This window comes from Pseudomonas sp. NIBRBAC000502773, assembly GCF_006517195.1.
Taxonomy (GTDB): Bacteria; Pseudomonadota; Gammaproteobacteria; order Pseudomonadales; family Pseudomonadaceae; genus Aquipseudomonas; species Aquipseudomonas marginalis.
Window position 1 is genome coordinate 5,387,831 of sequence record NZ_CP041189.1, and the last position, 16,279, is coordinate 5,404,109.

The 16,279-nt window shown below is 62.8% G+C and carries 13 protein-coding genes and 1 pseudogene; 3 read left to right on the forward strand and 11 right to left on the reverse strand.

Annotation, left to right across the window (positions count from 1 at the left end; translation table 11 throughout):
- Positions 1-3 precede the first annotated feature (3 nt).
- The 7 genes from NIBR502773_RS25055 to NIBR502773_RS25085 form a co-directional block, all read right to left on the reverse strand.
- Positions 4-780 (reverse strand): polysaccharide biosynthesis/export family protein, encoded by a 777-nt coding sequence (locus tag NIBR502773_RS25055; protein ID WP_027603103.1) that lies wholly within the window; start codon positions 778-780, stop codon positions 4-6.
- 29 nt (positions 781-809) lie between these two features.
- On the reverse strand, positions 810-1,721 hold the full coding sequence (locus NIBR502773_RS25060; protein ID WP_141157211.1) for a glycosyltransferase family 2 protein: 912 nt from the start codon (positions 1,719-1,721) through the stop codon (positions 810-812).
- Between the two features lies 1 nt (position 1,722).
- Positions 1,723-3,183, reverse strand: coding sequence for a mannose-1-phosphate guanylyltransferase/mannose-6-phosphate isomerase (locus tag NIBR502773_RS25065; protein WP_141157212.1), 1,461 nt, complete (start codon positions 3,181-3,183; stop codon positions 1,723-1,725).
- Complete coding sequence (locus tag NIBR502773_RS25070) at positions 3,183-4,622, reverse strand: undecaprenyl-phosphate glucose phosphotransferase (RefSeq protein ID WP_115488783.1); 1,440 nt, start codon at positions 4,620-4,622, stop codon at positions 3,183-3,185. Before NIBR502773_RS25070 ends, NIBR502773_RS25065 begins: the two co-directional genes overlap by 1 nt.
- 430 nt (positions 4,623-5,052) lie before the next feature.
- A complete protein-coding gene (locus tag NIBR502773_RS25075; RefSeq protein WP_141157213.1) occupies positions 5,053-7,539 on the reverse strand; it encodes a TonB-dependent receptor in 2,487 nt (828 codons plus the stop codon).
- A gap of 104 nt (positions 7,540-7,643) precedes the next feature.
- A complete protein-coding gene (locus tag NIBR502773_RS25080) occupies positions 7,644-8,594 on the reverse strand; it encodes a FecR domain-containing protein (RefSeq protein ID WP_141157214.1) in 951 nt (316 codons plus the stop codon).
- Positions 8,581-9,096 carry a sigma-70 family RNA polymerase sigma factor gene (locus tag NIBR502773_RS25085; protein ID WP_053132260.1) on the reverse strand — a complete coding sequence of 172 codons (516 nt, stop codon included), beginning with the start codon at positions 9,094-9,096 and terminating at the stop codon, positions 8,581-8,583. Before NIBR502773_RS25085 ends, NIBR502773_RS25080 begins: the two co-directional genes overlap by 14 nt.
- Positions 9,097-9,255: 159 nt before the next feature.
- Between NIBR502773_RS25085 and NIBR502773_RS25090 the strand changes: the two genes are divergently transcribed.
- A complete protein-coding gene (locus NIBR502773_RS25090; protein ID WP_141157215.1) occupies positions 9,256-9,885 on the forward strand; it encodes a LysE family translocator in 630 nt (209 codons plus the stop codon).
- A gap of 164 nt (positions 9,886-10,049) precedes the next feature.
- Here the strand turns inward: NIBR502773_RS25090 and inhA are convergent, their stop codons facing one another.
- Positions 10,050-10,730 carry an isonitrile hydratase gene (gene inhA, locus NIBR502773_RS25095; RefSeq protein ID WP_092489778.1) on the reverse strand — a complete coding sequence of 227 codons (681 nt, stop codon included), beginning with the start codon at positions 10,728-10,730 and terminating at the stop codon, positions 10,050-10,052.
- Positions 10,731-10,820: 90 nt separating this feature from the next.
- On the opposite strand from inhA, the gene NIBR502773_RS25100 reads away from it, so the two are divergent.
- Positions 10,821-11,789 carry a GlxA family transcriptional regulator gene (locus NIBR502773_RS25100; RefSeq protein WP_065939402.1) on the forward strand — a complete coding sequence of 323 codons (969 nt, stop codon included), beginning with the start codon at positions 10,821-10,823 and terminating at the stop codon, positions 11,787-11,789.
- Here NIBR502773_RS25100 and NIBR502773_RS25105 read toward each other — a convergent pair.
- The 3 genes from NIBR502773_RS25105 to NIBR502773_RS25115 form a co-directional block, all read right to left on the reverse strand.
- Positions 11,786-12,685 carry an alpha/beta fold hydrolase gene (locus NIBR502773_RS25105; protein WP_141157216.1) on the reverse strand — a complete coding sequence of 300 codons (900 nt, stop codon included), beginning with the start codon at positions 12,683-12,685 and terminating at the stop codon, positions 11,786-11,788. The two genes, NIBR502773_RS25100 and NIBR502773_RS25105, sit on opposite strands and share 4 nt — an antisense overlap.
- 80 nt (positions 12,686-12,765) lie before the next feature.
- Entirely contained in the window at positions 12,766-14,592 is a 1,827-nt protein-coding gene (locus NIBR502773_RS25110; protein ID WP_141157217.1) for a glycoside hydrolase family 15 protein, read from the reverse strand.
- Positions 14,585-15,385: a glucose 1-dehydrogenase gene (locus NIBR502773_RS25115; RefSeq protein WP_141157218.1), complete on the reverse strand. Its 801-nt coding sequence runs from the start codon at positions 15,383-15,385 to the stop codon at positions 14,585-14,587. Before NIBR502773_RS25115 ends, NIBR502773_RS25110 begins: the two co-directional genes overlap by 8 nt.
- A 253-nt stretch (positions 15,386-15,638) precedes the next feature.
- Between NIBR502773_RS25115 and NIBR502773_RS25120 the strand changes: the two are divergent.
- A pseudogene (locus tag NIBR502773_RS25120) lies at positions 15,639-16,181 on the forward strand (HAD family hydrolase); the annotation flags it as partial.
- Positions 16,182-16,279 lie beyond the last annotated feature (98 nt).

The window sequence follows — 16,279 nt, forward strand, 5'->3', positions numbered from 1 at the left end:
CCTTTAATTACTGCCGCCGCTGGTTCGCGTGTAGTTGTAGCCGACCCCGATGGACTTGGTGAACGGGATCAGTTGGTTCATGTAGGTGTCTACGCCCTGGATGCGCTCGCCGACGTTGGACTTGGGCACGAACACCACGTCGCCGCGTTGCAGGCGCACCGGCTTGCGTCCGTTGGCGCCGGTCTTGAGGAGCTGGCTGAAGTCCAGGAAGTAAGCACGATAGGCGCCCTGGGCATCTTCGCGCAGCAGCGCAACCATGCTCGCGTTGCCCGCCGGGCTGACTCCGCCGGCGCCGACAATCGCCTGTTCCAGGGTGTTGGCCGTGGCGATCTGCACCGCCGTGGGGTTATTCACCGCACCACCGACGATCACCGAGTTGCTCGGCGCCTGGTTGATGTTCACCGTCACCCGGGGTTCGCGGTAGGTCGCCGCGAGCTCGTGGGTCAGTTGGGTGGCCAGCTCCGATGGCTGGCGCCCGGCAACCTGGATCGGCCCCAGGAACGGGTAGTTGATCTTGCCGTCGGTCTGCACCGTGTACAGCGTCAGCTCGTAGATGGTGCTGACGTTGAACGCCGACAGCGTCGGCATCTCGCCGGCATCGCGGACGATGCGCAACTGGTCGCCGATACGGATGCGTTCCACCGCCGGTGGCAGCTGGGCCAGTTGGTCGAGGGCGCGCTTGCCGTCCTCGACGGTCTTGCTGTCCGGTGGCTCGATACGCGCCGGGGTATTGCAGGCGGCCAGGGCCAGCATGGCCAGGGCGAGCACGCTTCGCTTCATCAAGGGGGACTTCCTGTGGGTCATGCTGCTCACCTCCAATAACCGGGAAACATGCTGATGCGCCGCTTGAGGGCGAGCGGCAGGCGGCGTTCAAGATGGCCCAGGCGGTAACCGAGCAGTTTGAACGCACTGCGCACCAGCACCTCGGGAGCGCGGTGCAAGGCGCCGGCTTTGCGCAGCGCCGCGAGTTCGGCCAGCACATAGCGTTTGCCCTCGCCGCCCGCGTCGCCAAAGGCTTGCTTGATCCACGGCTCGCGGCCGTAGAACACGCCAATGTCGAAGTAGCGGTGAAACTCGTCCATGAGTTTGTAATCGTGGGAGTGATGCACCAGCGCGGTGGCGGCATAGCGCACCTTGTAGCCGTCGAGCAGCATGCGTGCGGCCACAAAGGCGTCTTCGCTGCCGATCACGTCGGCAGGGAAGCCACCCACGGCCTGCAACACACTGCGCCGGTACACCGAAAACGAGTCGGAGCTGAAGCAGGTCTTGATCCCAAGCTCCGGTGCATCGGCCAGGCTTTTGCTGCGGCTGTGTTCCGGGTAGTTGAAGTGCCGCGATTGCGCGCCCAGCACGCCGGCATCGGGGTGAGGCAATTGCCGTCCATAGGCCACGCCGTTGAGCGGGTCCTGCTGCAATTCATCGAGCAGGTTGGCAAAGGTCTCGGGCGTCGCCGGGATGGCGTCCTGGGTCATTACGATCAGCGCGTCGCCACCCACCTGTTCGCTGGCCCAGCGGCGGGTGCCGCCGTGGTTGAAGTCACGGGCGTCGATCACCTCGACCCGCGCGCCGAACGCGCGAAAGCGCGCCACGGTGTCATCGCTGGAGGCGCTGTCCACCACCAGCATCTCGTCAGGTTGCAGGGTTTGCATCTTCAGCGCGGGCAGCAGGCGTGCCAGGTGGCTGGAGGCGTTACGGGTGGGGATGATCAATGAAGTGCGCATGTCATTTTTTCGCCTCGGCAGGCGCGCGGCCGTAGATGTCGTCGAAGCGCACGATGTCGTCTTCGCCCAGGTACTCGCCGCTCTGCACTTCGATCATCACCAGGTCGATGATGCCGGGGTTGGTCAGCCGGTGTTTGTGCCCAGCGGGAATGTAGGTGGACTCGTTGGCGTTGATCAGGAACTCGCGGTCGCCATTGGTGATCTGTGCCGCGCCGCTGACCACCACCCAGTGTTCGCTGCGGTGATGGTGCATCTGCAACGACAGCGAGGCCAGCGGCTTGACCACGATGCGCTTGATCTTGAAGCGGCTGCTTTCTTCCAGCACGGTGTAGGTGCCCCACGGCCGGGTCACCGTGCGGTGCAGGCTGTACGCCGGATGGTTCTGGCGCTTGAGCTCGGCGACGATATAGCGCACATCCTGGCTGCGGTGGGCGTCGGCGATCAGCAGTGCGTCGGGGGTATCCACGATGATCAGGTCGCGTACCCCCACGGCGCCCAGCACGCGCTTGGGCGAGTCGATGTAGCAGTTGTGCACGTCATGCAAAATCGCTTCGCCATTGACCTGGTTGCCATGGGCATCGCTGGGGGTGAGCTGGCGCAGCGCTTCCCAGGACCCGATGTCGCTCCAGCCAATGTCACAGGGCACCACGGCCACTTGCCGGGACTTTTCCATCAAGGCCACGTCGATGGAAACATCCGGCGCACTGCCGAACGCATCCGCATCCAGTTCACGTTGGCGCGAGGTTGTGTTCTGCAGGCTCTGGCTGTGCTCCAGCGCGGCGCGTGCGGCCTCCAGCACGTCGGGTGCATGGGTGGCGAGCTCATCCACCAGGGTGCTGGCCTTGAAGCAGAACATGCCGGCGTTCCACAAGTGCTTGCCGCCGTCCAGGTAGGCCTGGGCGGTGGCCAGGTCGGGTTTCTCGACGAAGCGTTTGACCCGGTAGCCATGGCTCAGCGCCTCGCCTTGCTCGATATAGCCAAAACCGGTTTCCGGGTGGTCAGGCTGGATGCCGAACGTCACCAGGTAGCCGGCTTCGGCCAGGTCGCGGGCCTGGGTCACGGCCTCGGCGAACGCCACTTCATTGAGGATCAGATGGTCGGCGGGCATTACCAGTAACTGTGCGTCGCCGCCGAAATGCTCCTGCACATGCAGGGCCGCCACGGCGATGGCCGCCGCCGTGTTGCGACCGAACGGTTCCAGCAGCAGGTCCAGGGGCAGGCGGGCGTTGTTCACTCCGCGGTAGTCGTCGAGGGTGCGAAACAACAGGTCGCGGTTGGTCACCGTGAGCACGCTTTCCACACCGGGCAGTTTGGCCGCGCGCAGGAAGGTTTTTTGCAGCAGGCTCTGGCCATCGCGCATGCGCATGAACGGCTTGGGCATGTTCTGCCGCGACACCGGCCACAGTCGAGTGCCCGAACCACCGGAAACGATGCAGGGAATTAATCCGTTGAGGGTCTTCATCAATAGACTTCCTTGGTGGAAAGGACGGCCGGGACCGTCATGAAAACGATGTACAGGTCAAACCACACCGACCACTTGGAGATGTACTCCAGGTCGTACTCGACACGTTTCTGGATCTTGAACAGGGTGTCGGTCTCACCCCGGTAACCGTTGATCTGCGCCCAGCCCGTAATCCCCGGCTTCACGCGGTGGCGCGAGCTGTACTCGCTCACCGCCACTTCGAAGGGAATGCCGGCGGCTTTGGTCGCCGTGGCATGGGGGCGCGGGCCGACCATGGACATGTTGCCCAGCAGCACGTTGAACAACTGCGGCAGCTCGTCGATGCTGGTCTTGCGGATAATGCGCCCCACCCGGGTAATGCGCGGGTCCTGGCGGGTGGTCTGGCGTTCGGCGGTGAAGTCGCTCTGGTCGGTGTACATCGAGCGGAACTTGAACACGCGGATTTCGTTGTCGTTGTAGCCAAAGCGGTTCTGGCGAAACAGGATCGGCCCTTTGGAGTCGAGCTTTATCGCAATTGCCGTCGCGACCATCACAGGGGACAGTGTCACCAGCGCCAGGCTGGCCAGCAGCACATCCTCCAGGCGCTTGATCACCGGTGACCAGCCACGCAACGGCAATTGCGAGGTGTTGAACATCAGGATCCCGCCCACGTCGGTGATACGGCTATGGCCATAGCGCAGGGCGGCCATGTCGGGCACCAGCATCACGTTCACCGACATCTGCCGCAGGCGATTGACCAGCCCGTGGATGCGCTGCTCGGCGGCCCAGGGCAGGCAGATCATCACTTGGTTGACCTGCTCGGCGCGGATGAGTTTCTCCAGGTCACGGGTGTTGCCCAGCAGGGGCAGGTTGCTCAATTCCTTGGGGATCCGCTCGGTGCGATCGTCGATAAAGCCGATCAGGCCGGAGCGGATATCACCGTTGCGTTGCAGGTGATCGGCGACGTGCATGGCGGTGTCGGTAAAGCCCAGGATCACCGTACGTTGCAGGTATTTGCCCTTGCGCATCAGGCTGCGGTACAGGCGCAGCATCAGCAGGCGCTCAAGGCAGAACAAGCCCAGGCTGGCGACGTACCAGGCCACCAGGTTACGCGGGGTCAATTGCGGGAAAAACTGCAGGATCTGGTACATGAACAACAGGATGCAAAACGCCGCCGACCATGCCTTGACCTTGGTTTTCAGGCGCAGCCGGTTGCTGAACAGTTCTTCGGAATAGATGCCCAGGGCCTGGAACAGAATGATCGTCAGGACCGCGAAAAATACCAGCAGGCCGAGGAAGTGCCCGCGCAGTTCAGGGTCCATCGGGTCGATGAACATCACCAGGATCAGCGGGGGCAAAATGGCACTCAGGCCATGTATGAACTTGACGAAAACAACAAAGAACTCAACAAAACCGGCGCGCGTTAAAAACAGGCTGTCGACGGACGACTTCTCTCGCATAAAACATCCCTCATTGCACGCCAGAGCTATTGTTTGGATGTTTGTTCAATAAAGCAGCGAACTGCTTTAGAGGGCACTTCCAACTATGGCTACTCTGGGTAATACGCAACTATCAATTCAAATGCGGCTATCCATTTGAAGGGAATTCGCGGGGGTAGTGACTACAGGAGTGTTCCCTTAATCAATTTGTCAATGAATTGACGATGGTGCGGAGGTGGCAGGGCAGACAGGTTTATCAGTGTTTTGTTCGGCATTTTATTGACATTCCTTGTCCGGGTAAGCGGTGATTGGGTGTGTTTTTGAGTGTAGAAACAAATGCAGGATTTTTCCTGCATAAAGGAAAAACCTTTTTTCAAAGGCGGTAGGAAGGGGGGACAAAGAGGGGGTGGCAGGGCGCACGAAGTGCCCTGCCTGCGGGACTTTCGCCAGATCAGAAGTTGCCTTTCAAACTCACCGTAAAATTTCGTGGCTCGCCATAAAAGTTACCCCAGGAGGCTGTACCCACCGTGTTGTAGTAACTTTTATCGAACAGATTGTTGCCGTTGAGTGCGACGGTCCAAGTGTCGTCGATACGGTACGCCACACGGGCACTCCAGGTTGCGTAACCGGCCTGTTCGAGCTTGATGGTCTGCACGCGGTAATTGCTGCTCTGGGCGTTGACGCCGGTGCCCACGCTCCATTTCGACAGGGCGCCGTCGAGCTGGTAGTCGCCCCACATGCGCAGCATGTGTCGAGGTACGTAGGTGTTGGACGTACCGCCCTCCAGGGCGGTATCGATGTTCTTCAGGGACTTGGTCTGGGTGTAGGTGTAGCCACCGGATACCTGCAGGCGCTCGAGCACTTCACCGCTGATTTCCGCCTCCACGCCCTGGGCGCGCACCTTGCCGCTGTCGGTGTAGCAATAGCCGTCGGCGGAGGTCGGGCACTGGGCGATGTAATCGGATTCGGCCGCGTTTTTCTCGACGGCGCGGAACAGCGCCAGGGAGCTGTTGAGGCGCCCGTCGAACCATTCGCCCTTGATACCCAGCTCGTAGTTGTCACCGATCTTCGGCTTGAGCGCGGCGCCATCGAGCGTGGCATAGGAACTTTGCGGCTGGAAGATATCCGCGTAGCTGGCGTACACCGACAGGTGCTCATTGAGGTCGTAGATCAGTGCGGCAAACGGCGTCACTTCACCGGTTTCCCGGGTGCGGGCATCCTGCAAGGCCCACTCGCCCCAGGCCAGGTTGTTGGACTGGCGACGGTTCTCGTACCAGCTCACGCGGCTGCCTACGATAAACATCAACGGCTCGGCCAGGCGCAGGCGCAAGGTGGTGTAGGCGCCGTACTGGGTGGCGGTTTCCTTCACCGTGCCGCCGCGATACATGTTCGGCCAGAAGGTGCTGTTGGCCGGCTCCGGGAAATGGTGGTCGGGTTGGTAGATGCCTTGGCGCCTGGGCAGGTTCTGGATCGCGTACACATCGTCCTGGGTACCACGGCTGCCATTGGCACCGAGGATCAGTTCGTGTTCCAGCCCGAAGGCTTCGAACTTGCCGTCCACATAGGCGTCGAGGCCGAAGTCCTTGTGGTCGTAGTCCATCAGCGCCGCATAGGAGTTGGCCGTAGGCGTCGGGTTGCCGTAGGCAATGGTGCCTTCGCTGGCGGCGTATTTGGTGTCTTGCAGGTTGCGGCTGTGCACGGCCGCAACCTTGAGTTTCCAGTCATCGTTGAAGTGATGGGTGAGGTCGGCGAAGAAGGTGGTGCGCCGGCTTTGCCAGTCGTTCCAGGATTGGCCCAGGCAGGTGGAGCGGCTGAGGTGGGCGCTTTTGCCGTCGGCATAGCGCGGCAGGCCGCCCCAGCACGGTGTGGCGTCGACGTCTTCATAGCTGGCGCCGAAGCCCAGGGTGGTGTCGGCGCTGAGATCGACATCCAGGGCGCCATAGAACGCCTGGTCCTGGCGCTTGGAAATGTCCATGTAGGAACCGCGATTCTGTTGGCTGATCGCCGCGCGGCCGCGCACCGTACCGCTGTCATTCAGTGGGCCGCCGGTGTCGACGTCGGCGCGGTAGTTGTCCCAGGTGCCGGCGGACAGCGACAGGCTGGTGGTGGGCTTGGCCTGGGGCCGCTTGCGCACGAAGTTCACCGCGCCGCTGGCGGTGCCGGCGCCCTTGAGCATGCCCGCCGCGCCCTTGAGCACTTCGACGCGGTCGTAGATCGCCATGTTCGCGCTGAAGCTGTCGGCCTGCACGTAGTCCTTGCCCATGTCCAGGGGGACGCCGTCGTACTGGTACTGGCCGAGCATCTTGAAACCACGGGAATAAAAATATTTGCCGCCCATGGGTGATTCGTAAGTGGTGATCCCGGGCGTGCGTTCCATCACGTCATCGATGGTGGTGAGGTTCTGGTCATCCATCAATTGGCGGGTCATCACACTCACCGATTGCGGCGTTTCCCGCAGGCTGTGCTCGCCCTTGCCGATCGTCACCGCACCCGTGGTGTAGGCACCGGTGCCATCGGTGGTGGCGCCCAACCGCTCACCGGTGACCGTGGTGGCGCCCAGGTTCAGCGCGCCGCCGTCGGCCACTTGCGGCAACAGCAGCCAGGTACTGTTGCCCTGGCGCTGGGCTTGCAGGCCCTGGCCACGCAGCAACTGGCCGAGCGCCTGCTCGCGGTCCAGGCGACCACTCAGGCCCTGGCTGGTCTTGCCGGCGACGCTGGTGGCGTCGTACGACAGGCTGACGCCGGCCTGGCGGGCGAACTGGTCCAGTGCGGTGGCCAGGGAACCGGCGGCGATGTTCCAGTCGCGGGCCTGGGTGTCGCTGGCCGGCGTTTCGGCCCATGCGAACGGCGGCGCGGTTGCGCAGCTCAGGCAGGCGCCGAGCAAGGCGGCGTGCACCGCGTGCTTGAGGGGTGAACGTGGGAAGGGGAACGCTTGCATGACCGCGGGATGCTCCTGAAGGAAGTGAACAGAACCGGCCTGTTGATCGGCCTTTCCTTACAGGTCGAGCGGCAATGAGAATTCACCTCATTTATTTTCGAATGTTAAACGCGGGCGGTGACGGTCACCCAGTAGCGGCTGCGGTAAGTGACATCGAGCTTGAGTGAGTGGGCTACCAGGCCCAGCACCTCATCGGTGTCGTCCAACTGATAAGTGCCCGACACCCGCAATCCGGCCACCGCTTCGCTGCAGCGCAGCAGGCCGTTGCGGTAGCGGCCCAGTTCGGCGAGGAAAGCATCCAGGCGCATGTCCCGGGCGCTGATCACGCCTTCGCTCCAGGCCCAAGGGTCCAGGCCATTGGCGGCGAGAGAACGAATGCCACTGCGGTCGAACAATACCCGTTCGCCGGGGTTGATCACTTGGCGCGCGCCGGCGGCGTGGTTGTCGGCAAACACCGCCACCGTGCCCTGCCGCACGGCGAGCATGGTGCCTTGGGTCTCTTCGCGCACCAGGAAGCGCGTGCCGAGGGCGCGCAGGTAACCGTCACGGGTCTGTACCCAGAAGGGCCGGTTGTCGGCACCGGGATTGACCAGTATTTCACCCTGGCGCAACTGCACCAGGCGCCGCTCCTGAGTAAACGCCGTGTCGAACGCGCTGGCGCTGTTCAGTTGGATGCGGCTGCCGTCGTTCAATGCCACCCAACGCCGTTCGCCGGTGGCAGTGCGGTAGTCGGCCATCAAGGCGGGCAGCGGGGTGCAGTCGCGGCCAAACCAGGTCAGGCCGGCCGCACCGGCCACCAGGCCGAGCAGCTTCAACCCTTCGCGACGGCTGATACGTCGACGCGCCCCGTGCAGGGCGTGGCGGCCGACCTGCGCGGGCAGGTGGCTGAACTCATCATTCATCGTCGCCACCCGTTGCCAGACCTGCTGGTGTTCGGCGCTGGTGTGCAGCCAGCGCTCGAACGCAGCGGTGCTGGCGTCGTCGGCGACGTTGAAGCGCAGCTTGATCATCCACTGGATAGCCTGGTCGACCAGGCGAGGGTCAGAGGTCGGCATAGCGCAACCGATAGCAGGCGTGCAGCGCCTTGGACAGGTCACGCTCCACCGTAGCCTTGGACACCCCGAGGCGCAGGGCGATCTGCGCGCAGGTCAGGCCGTCCAGTTGCGCCAGCAGGAACGCTTCACGCACCCGCGGCTTGAGCTGGTCGAGCAGGCGGTCGATGCGTTCCAGACTGTCGAGAATCAGCAGGCGGGTTTCTTCCGACGGCACGTCGGCCTGGGGGAAATGCGCAAGGCTTTCGAGGTAGGCGCGCTCCAATTCCCGGCGTCGGTACTGGTCGATCATCAAGCTGCGGGCGATGCTGCTCAGGTACGCGCGCGGCTGCAGCACGGCCTGCTGTTTGCGTGCGTTGAGCAGGCGCACAAAGGTTTCCTGCGCCAGGTCGGCGGCACGTTCACGGCAACCGGTACGTCGGCTCAACCAGCCGCGCAGCCAGGAGTGATGGGTGTGATAAAGCTGGCCGATGGCGGCATGGTCCAGTGGGTGATCGCTCGACATGGGCATCCTGGCGCAGCCGTCTTAATTGATAATGTTTCGCATTCTAGACGCTGGTCGTGGCCATTCGCAATTGCCGATGAACAATGTATCCAGCACAATTTTTTGTTCGCCCCAGGCCCACGCACTAATGTGCAGGTTTTTCCCGGTGGAGGGCTGAGCATGATCGACCTTGGGACCCTGGCGGTTTTTTCAGGTGCTGTGCTGTTGTTGCTGTTATCCCCGGGGCCGAACATGGCCTTTGTGATCAGTCATGGCGTCACCCACGGCTGGCGTGGGGGAGTGGCCTCGGCCCTGGGCATCGGTGTGGCTGACGTGTTGCTGACCGCATTGACCGCCACCGGGGTGACGGCGTTGGTCGCCAGTTGGCCGCCATCCTTTGACGTGATTCGCTATGCGGGTGTGGTCTACCTGCTGTGGCTGGTGTTCAAGACGCTGCAGAAAAAAACTGGGCTGGACCCTGCCTCCCTACACCGCGTGCCCCTTGGCCGGGTGTTTCTGCAGGCCATGCTGAACAGCCTGCTCAACCCCAAGGCGTTGCTGTTTTTTGTGGTGTTTTTGCCGCAGTTCGTACGGCCGCAGGCCGGCTCCATCGCCGTGCAGTTGATGCTGTTGGGCGGCGTGCTCACCTTGATCGCTGGGGTGTTTCACCTGCTGCTGGGCATTTTCGGCGGGGCGCTGAGCCGCTTCTTCGCCAGGCGCCCAAAAGGCGCCTGGCTACAGAAATGGGGCTTGGTGACGGTGCTGAGCGTGCTGGCGGTGCGCCTGGCGCTGATGTCGCGCCCAACCTGACCCCATGGGGTGAAGGGATTGTGCGGCGAGCAAGCGGTCTGTGGCCAAACGAGCTTGTTGTGGTGAACGAGCTTGCTCGCGCCGGGGCTGCGCAGCAGCCCCTCCAAAGCTTGGGGCCGCTTCGCGCCCCAGCGCGAGCAAGCTGGCTCACCACAGGTACAGGCTCAGCCCAGCCGTGCTGCTGCGCGCGCGACGATTTCACCGCGCACCCTGCGCGATTCGGCGGTGCGTTTGTTGGCTTCTTCCCGCACATGCGCAGGCGCTGTGTCCGGACGACCCGAATCGAACGGCGGCGCCGGCGCATATTCAATCTGCAACTGCACCAGTTGCGCCGCCGCTTCGCTGTACAGCTCCGCCGCCAGCACCAGGGCAAAGTCGATACCGGCGGTAATGCCACCGCCGGTGAACAGGTTGCCGTCACGCACCACGCGCTCCTGTACCGGGATGGCGCCGAGCGGGGCGAGCATGTCGTGGTAGGCCCAGTGCGTCGTCGCCTTGCGCCCGCGCAGCAACCCCGCCGCGCCGAGCACCAGCGAGCCGGTGCACACCGAGGTCACGTAGCGCGCGGTCTGCGCCTGGGCCTTGAGGAAGTCCAGGGTCTGCGGGTCTTCCATCAATGGGCCCACGCCGGAACCACCGGGCACGCAGATCACATCCAGCGTCGGGCAGTCGGCATAGGTCATGGTTGGCGTGAACACCAGGCCCGTGCTGGAGGTGACCGGCGCCAGGTCCTTCCATACCAGGTGCAGCTTTACATCCGGCAGCGAACCCAATACGTCATAGGGGCCGGTCAGGTCCAGTTGCTGAATGCCGGGGAACAACAGAAAGCCGATCTGCAAGGTCATGAATGAAGCTCCGAGAAAGGGGTAGACGACCTCACTCTAGCGGCCTAGGCTTTGGCGAGTACGCCATTGAACCCACGAATCACGCCAACCATGCCCAGAATTGTCCACGTACTCGCTTTCGAGAATGCCCAGGTGCTCGACGTCACCGGGCCGCTGCAGGTGTTTGCGTCGGCCAATGACCTGGCGCGCCAGCGTGGCGTGCCGTTGCCTTACGCGGTCACGGTGATCGCCGACCAGGCCGGCCCGGTGATGACCTCCGCCGGCCTGGCGCTGGTGGCCGAGCCGTTGCCTGCGGTCGACCAGCCCTGCGACACCCTGGTGATCGCGGGTGGCTGGGGCGTGTACGGCGCCGCTGAAAAGCCTGCGCTGGTGGATTGGGTGCGCGAAAAAGCCCGGCACACCCGGCGCATGGCCTCGGTGTGCACCGGTGCGTTTTTGCTGGCGGCCAGTGGCTTGCTCGATGGTTGCCGCGTCGCCACCCACTGGACCCGTTGCGAAGAACTGGCGCGCAAGTTTCCGGCGCTGACCGTGGAGCCCAACCCGATCTTTATCCAGCAGGGCGCGGTATGGACCTCCGCCGGTGTGACCGCCGGCATCGACCTGTGCCTGGCTCTGGTGGAAGAAGACCTGGGCCGCGCCGTGGCCCTGGAAGTGGCGCGGCACCTGGTGGTGTTCCTGAAGCGCCCCGGCGGCCAGTCGCAATTCAGCGTGACCCTGTCCCTGCAAAAGGGCGGCAGCCGTTTCACCGAGCTGCATGCCTGGATAGCCGAGCATCTGACCCTCGACCTGAGTATCCCGACCCTCGCCGCCCAGGCCGGCATGAGCGAGCGCAGCTTCGTGCGCCACTACCGCGCCGAAACCGGCCAGACGCCCGCGCGCGCGGTGGAGCTGATCCGTGTCGAAAGCGCGCGCCGGCAACTGGCCGACAGCACCACGTCGATCAAGCGCATCGCCGTGCAGTGTGGTTTCGGCTGCGAAGAAACCTTGCGCCGCAGCTTTATGCGGGCCTTGTCGGTGACGCCCCAGGCCTACCGCGAGCGGTTCTCGCCGGTGGCCTAGGCGAGCAATTCAAACAGGGCGTCGAGGGTGGCCTGCGGTGCTTCCTGGGGAATATTGTGGCCCACGCCGGGCAACACCTCCCGCCGGTAAAAAGCGCTGAAATGCTCCACGTCGTCATCCTCTTGCGGCGGCGGGCCCACGCCGTCGTCGGCACCGCACAGCGAAATGCTCGGCACCGCAATCACCGGTTGCCGCGCCAGGGCCTGCTCGATGGCTTCCAGCGCCGGATCGCCAGGCGCATACATGAAACGATGGCGATAGGAGTGAATCACCACCTCGACAAAGTCCGGGTTATCGAATGACGGCGCCGTCTGCCCATACAGCCCCGGCCCTTCGGCCCAGGACGGCGACCACAGTGACCACAACAACTGGCAGAGTTCGCGGCGATTGGCCGTCAGCCCGTCCACACCGCGCTGGGTGTGGAAGTAGAACTGATACCACAACCGATGCTCCGTCGCCGGAGCCCGTGGCTGGCGCGACCTGGCAATGTCCTGGATGTTATAGCCATCGCCGGTCACCAGCCCGCGTACCCGTTCGGGCCACAGCGCCGCGACGATACACGCGGCGCGCCCGCCCCAGTCATACCCGGCCAGGGTGGCGCGCGGGATCGACAGCGCATCCATGAAATCCAGCAGATCCTTGCCCAGCGCTGCCTGTTGGCCGGAGCGCATCACCTGCGCGTTGATAAACCGCGTAGGGCCATAACCGCGCAGGTACGGCACCAGCACCCGGTAGCCGCGTTCGGCCAGCACCGGCGCAATCTCGTCATAGCCGCGTGGGTCGTAAGGGAAACCATGCAGCAGGATCACAGGCTCGCCGTCGATGGGGCCGTGGGTTTCATACGCCACATCGAGCATGGAGGTGCGCACGTAGAGGAGGGGGGCGGTGATGGTCATGGTGGGCTCCTGTCAGGTGTTGAAACTCTAGTCGAAAGACATGACGGGATGCCCTGCCTGTAAAGGCAGGGCAGGGCGCCTCAGGGCTGCCAGGTCGTCTTCTCGCCACTGAGCTTGCGGTCCAGGAACGTCGCCGCGCTGATCAACGCCAGATGGCTCAACGCCTGGGGTGTATTGCCCAGGTGGCGGGCCTGGCTGTCGAACTCTTCGGCATACAGGCCCAGCGGGTTGGCGTAGCGCAGCAGTTGTTCGAATTCCAGGTGGGCCTTCTCCACTTGCCCGGCGCGGGCCAGGCATTCGACGTACCAGAACGAGCAGGCGGCAAATGCGCCTTCGGTGCCTTGCAGGCCGTCGATCGCGTTGTCGTCGTTGCGGTAGCGGTAGACCATGCCGTCGCGCACCAGGCTTTTCTGGATCGCCTGCAACGTGCTCAGCCAGCGCGGGTCGGTGGCGGCGACAAAACGCACCAGCGGCATCAGCAGCATCGAACCGTCCAGGGCGGTGCTGCCGATGTGCTGCACGAAATGCCCGCGTTCTTCGTTCCAGAAGTTGCTCCAGATATCGGCATAGATCGCCTGGCGGGTCTGGTCCCAACGTGCAAACGGCGCCGGCAACGAGCGCTTGGAGGCCAGGCGGATCGCACGGTCCAGGGCCACCCAGCACATCAGCCGCGAATGCAGGAAGTGATGCTGCTCGCCGCGCATTTCCCAGATGCCCACGTCTTTCTGGTTCCAGATTTCACACACCTGGTCAGCGACTTCCACCGTGTGTTTCCAGCCCTCGTGAGAGATGGCTTCGCCGTACTTGTTGACCAGGTACACCGCGTCCATCAACTCGCCATAGATATCCAGCTGGACCTGGTCGACCGCGCCATTGCCGACGCGCACCGGCTTGGCGCCGCCGTGGCCGCCGAGGTGTTCCAGCGCGGTTTCGGGCAGCTCCTGGCGGCCGTCGATGCCGTAGAGGATATGGATCTTGGTCGGCTGGCCACAGCAATCGCTGACCCGGCCCTTGAGCCAGCGCATATAGGCGTTGGCCTCGTCGACAAAACCCAGGCGCATAAACGCGTAGACGGTAAACGAGGCGTCGCGGATCCAGGTGTAGCGGTAGTCCCAGTTGCGTTCGCCCGCAGGCGTTTCCGGCAAACCGAAGGTGGCCGCGGCGATGATTGCGCCGTGTTTGCGCGAGGTCAGCAGCTTGAGGGCCAGGGCCGAGCGGTTGACCATTTCGCGCCAGCGCCCGCGGTAGTTCGACTGCGCAATCCAGCCGCGCCAGAACTTCAAGGTGTGGGCCAGGGCCAGGTCGGTGCAGACACCCGCCACACGCTCATCGTCCTGGCCGCCAAGTACGAACTCGGCGCCTTCTTCCTGACCCAGGGTGAAGCGGGCCACGGCGGCGTTATCTTCGATCTGCAACGGATGGCTGCCGCACAGGCGCATGCCCGGCTGGCCATCGGCGTTGAAACAGACGCTGGCGTTATCCAGGCTCGCCTCGGTGGAGGCGCGCGCATAGTCATGGCGCACGGCGCAGCGCAGGTGGAGGGTGGCCGTGCCGCTGACCACGCGTACGCGGCGAATCAGCAGGGGTAAGTCGTCGATTTCTTCGCTGATGACCAGCAGGTCGGTGATTTCCACCACGGCGTCATCGCTGAGCCAACGGGTTTGCAGCACATTGGTGTCGGGCAGGTAGATCTGTTCGCGGCGGGCATTGGGCAGGTCCGGGGTGAGTTGGAACGTGCCGGCATCGGGGGTGTCGAGCAGTGAGCAGAAGATCGACGGGCTGTCGAACTCCGGCCAGCAGAAAAAATCGATGCTGCCTTTATCGTTCACCAGCGCCGCGCTGCGCATGTCGCCGATGATGCCGTGGGCATCGATGGCGCTTTGTGGTTCGTTTTTCAAATCAACCATTGTCACGAAACTCCGGGTAAAGGCTCATGCCGCCATCAATGAACAGGGTGCTGCCGACCACGTAATCCGAGGCGTCACTGGCCAGCCATACCACGGCGTTGGCCACGTCCTCCACATCGCCGACCCGGCCATAGGGGATCAACTTGAGCAGCGCCTGTTCCGCCGCACCTTCGGTGGCGGCACGGTTGATCGCCGTACGAATCGCCCCCGGCGCAATGCCGTTGATACGGATGCGCTGTTCACTGACCTCCTGGGCGAGGGTGCGCATCAGCATCTCAACGCCGCCCTTGGACGCCGCGTAATTCACATGCCCGGCCCAGGGGATCAACTGGTGCACCGAGCTCATGTGGATGATTTTGCCGGCGGCCCGGGATACGCCTTCACGGATGCCCTGGCGCTTGAAGAGACGCACGGCCGCACGGGCACAGAGGAACTGGCCGGTAAGGTTGACGCCGATCACGGCGTTCCAGTCGTCGAGGGTCATGTCGACCACGGCGGCGTCCTTCTGCATGCCGGAGTTGGCCACCAGGATGTCCAGATGGCCGAACGCCTCGAGGGTCTTTGCGAACAGGCGTTCCACATCGGCTTCTTTCGACACGTCGGCGCGGATGGCAATCGCCCGGCCGCCCTCGGCGTTGATCTGCTCTGCCAAGGCCTCGGCGGGCGCGGCCTGGCTGTTGTAATTGAGCACCACCGCAGCGCCGGCTTGCGCCAGGGCCCTGGCCGCACCGGCGCCGATACCGGAACTGGCGCCCGTTACCAGCGCCACTTGTTGCTCCAACGAGATATGCATTGCCCACCCGACCTTGAATTCGTGAGTTCAAGTAGCTGACTGGCGGTGCGCAACGGAAGTTCAGCCGTGTGAAATTAGCGACTACAACCATGGTGAAAAATGGAATAACAGAAGAATAAAAAATAACCATAAGATACTAAAAAACCGCTAAAAAGCGTTTGACAGGGTTTTTTGCCCCGTGTCTTATAAGCACACCTCAACCCGTTCCGCTGGTAGTTCGGAAGTCATGCGGAGTCACCTATAAGAGATGCCTATGTGTTTATCGGCAGCTATAGGGGAACTACCAGAGCAGGGAGCTACGCCGTTGCCTAAGTTAGTCATCTTCGATTGCGACGGTGTACTTGTCCAAAGCGAAGAGATCACCCTGTCTGTATTGATCGGCATGCTTAATGCTCACGTACAGGACGGCAAGACACTGGATAGTGCGTATTTCATTGAGCACTTTCGTGGAAGGAAGATTGCCGATTGCCTGCGCGAAGTAGAACCGTTATTGGGTATTTGTTTGCCCCCTCGGTTTGAAGAGGACTTCCGAGTTCGAGCGCTGGAAGCATTGACGCTTAATGTGAAAGCGACTGATGGGATACTTGACGTATTGGAAGTGCTGGAAACTCCCTATTGCGTAGCCTCGAGTGCGCCGCGCAATAAGATAGAACAGTGTTTACGCCTTGTGGGGTTGTTGCCTTATTTCGAGGGGCGAATATTCAGTTGTTATGAATTGGGGCGTTGGAAGCCTGATCCGCTGGTGTTTTTAACGGCGTGTGAAACTTACAGCGTTGAACCCTGTGATGCGCTGGTGATTGAAGACAGTGTCACAGGGATTCAAGCCGCCGTGGCAGCCACTATAAAAGTCCTGGGTTTTGGTCCGTTATCTCGACATCGAATATTGGCCGAAGC